This is a genomic window from Microbacterium sp. NPDC079356, from assembly GCF_049545465.1.
Taxonomy (GTDB): domain Bacteria; phylum Actinomycetota; class Actinomycetes; order Actinomycetales; family Microbacteriaceae; genus Microbacterium; species Microbacterium gawkjiense.
The window spans coordinates 1-2072 of the sequence record NZ_JBMWDN010000017.1; the positions used below are offsets into that span (position 1 = coordinate 1).

General features: G+C 63.2%; 2 protein-coding genes and 1 pseudogene. All 3 read left to right on the plus strand.

Features of this window, described 5'->3' with window-relative positions; all coding sequences use genetic code 11:
* A partial coding sequence (locus ACPEH0_RS14725; RefSeq protein ID WP_423719501.1) for a transposase occupies window positions 1-846 on the plus strand: 846 nt, incomplete at its 5' end.
* Between the two features lie 10 nt (window positions 847-856).
* Window positions 857-1198, plus strand: a pseudogene (locus ACPEH0_RS14730) (integrase core domain-containing protein); the annotation flags it as partial.
* A 136-nt stretch (window positions 1199-1334) separates the two neighbouring features.
* Window positions 1335-1928: a DUF305 domain-containing protein gene (locus tag ACPEH0_RS14735; protein ID WP_217532692.1), complete on the plus strand. Its 594-nt coding sequence runs from the start codon at window positions 1335-1337 to the stop codon at window positions 1926-1928.
* Window positions 1929-2072: the final 144 nt, after the last annotated feature.

Genomic DNA, 2072 nt, shown 5'->3' on the forward strand with positions numbered 1-2072 from the left:
GTGACGGTCCTCGAGGTCGACCGGCCGGATCGATCAGACCGCCGCCGGAAAGGCAAGGATGATGATCTGGACGCTATCAACGCTGCCCGCGCCGCGCTCCACGAACGCCGCACCACGATCCCGAAGTCCAAAGACGGTGCGGTCGAAGCCCTGAGAATCCTGCGTGTCGCGCGCGCTCAGGCAGTCCGTGAACGACGCAACACGCTGCAACTGCTGCGGATGTCGATCGTCGCCGCACCCGACGAAGTCCGCGACCAGATCCGTAACCTCACCCGCATGCAACTGATCCGTCACCTCGCCGCATGGCGTCCCGACGTCTCGAATGCGACCGATCCCGTCGTCGCCTACCGGGTTGCGTTGAAGTCGTTCGGCCGCCGATACCTCGAGCTCACTGACGAGATCGTCGATCTGGACGACCTGATCAACCCCATCGTCCAAGCCCTCGCCCCGCAGCTACTCGAACGCGTCGGGATCGGCATCGAGGTCGCCGGGCAGCTACTGGTCACCGCCGGCGATAACCCCGAGCGCATGAAGTCCGAAGCCGCGTTCGCGATGCTCTGCGGCGTCTCCCCTCTGCCCGCCTCATCCGGGATGACGCAACGACACCGGCTCAACCGGGGCGGCGACCGGCAAGCCAACCGCGCACTCCACCTCGCCGTGATCAGTCGCCTCAGGCTCGACCCGAGGACAAAAGCCTACGCAGCGAAGAAGACCGCCGAGGGGCATTCCAAGATGGAGATCATCCGCTGCCTCAAGCGCTACCTCGCCCGCGAGGTCTACTTCCTCCTCAACCCCGGCATCGAACACATCACCCCGAACACGAAACCGAGGAGAATCGCCGCTTGACTCTTAGGAGAGCATCGCTGGATCCCAGTTCACGAGCGTGTCGTTCGCCGAGACCCTCGCCCTCGAGGGCATCGCCGCGTCGATCGGATCGATCGGTGACGCGTACGACAACGCTCTGGCCGAGTCCACGATCGGGCTGTTCAAGAATGAAGCGATCCGCGACGGGTCACCCTTCCGAACCGGGCCGCTCCGCACGATCGATGACGCCGAATGGGTCACCGCAGGGTGGGTCGACTGGTACAACGCGAGACGCCTGCACTCGACCATTGGAGACGTCCCGCCCGACGAGTTCGAGGCCGCGTACTACGCCGACCTCGAAACGCCATCCCACCCGGTGCTGGCACCCGCATAGGAGCGGCAAAGAACCGGGGACGGTTCACTTGCTCGTCATCGACGACAGCGCCTCACGCTGCTGTCACCCCCCTCGCGATAGCAGCCCACCCCTCCTATAATCCCCTGTCACCCCACGAAACAAGGAGAGATATCCAATGCCCCACCACGACGAGCACTCCGGCACTCACCAGGAAAAGCAGCAGAAGAACGGGTCCCTCAGCATGTACGTCCGCTTCGGTGCCATGATCCTCACCGCCGTCGTCATCATGTACTTCGTGATGTTTGCCGGCTCCTGGGAATGGAGCCACATCCGCCTCAGCGAAAGCCGCATCTTCATGGCTCTCACCATGGGCGGCACGATGGTCCTGATCATGCTCGGCTGGATGCTCAACATGTACAAGAACACCAAAGTGAACATTGCGATCATTGTCGCGGGTGCGGTCCTCATCGGCGGAGGGATCGCGCTCGATCGCAGCCAGATCACGGTCGACGACACCGCCTTCATGCAGGGGATGATCCCGCACCACTCGCTCGCCATCACTCGCTCCGAGCGTGCCCAGATCCAGGACTACCGCGTCTGCCAACTCGCAGTCGACATCAGCGAAGCTCAAAAGCGTGAGATCCGTGAGATGGACTGGCTCATCAACGACATCGCAGAGAACGGGATCGCCGCCACAGCTGAACAGGCAGCAGCTCGACCCGCACCCGTCTACGACGACACCGCGGATCGCACCTGCCCGCCTGAATGACAGAGAGTTCGACACCGACTAGTTGGTGCTCGTCAGACGTGGAGAGTGGCGCCGAAAACGATGGCAGTCTCAACCGATCAACGCACCACCCGTGCCGTCGAGCGTATCCGCGTCAGCTCGTCGCACGGCGCAGCTCCCGGTAGA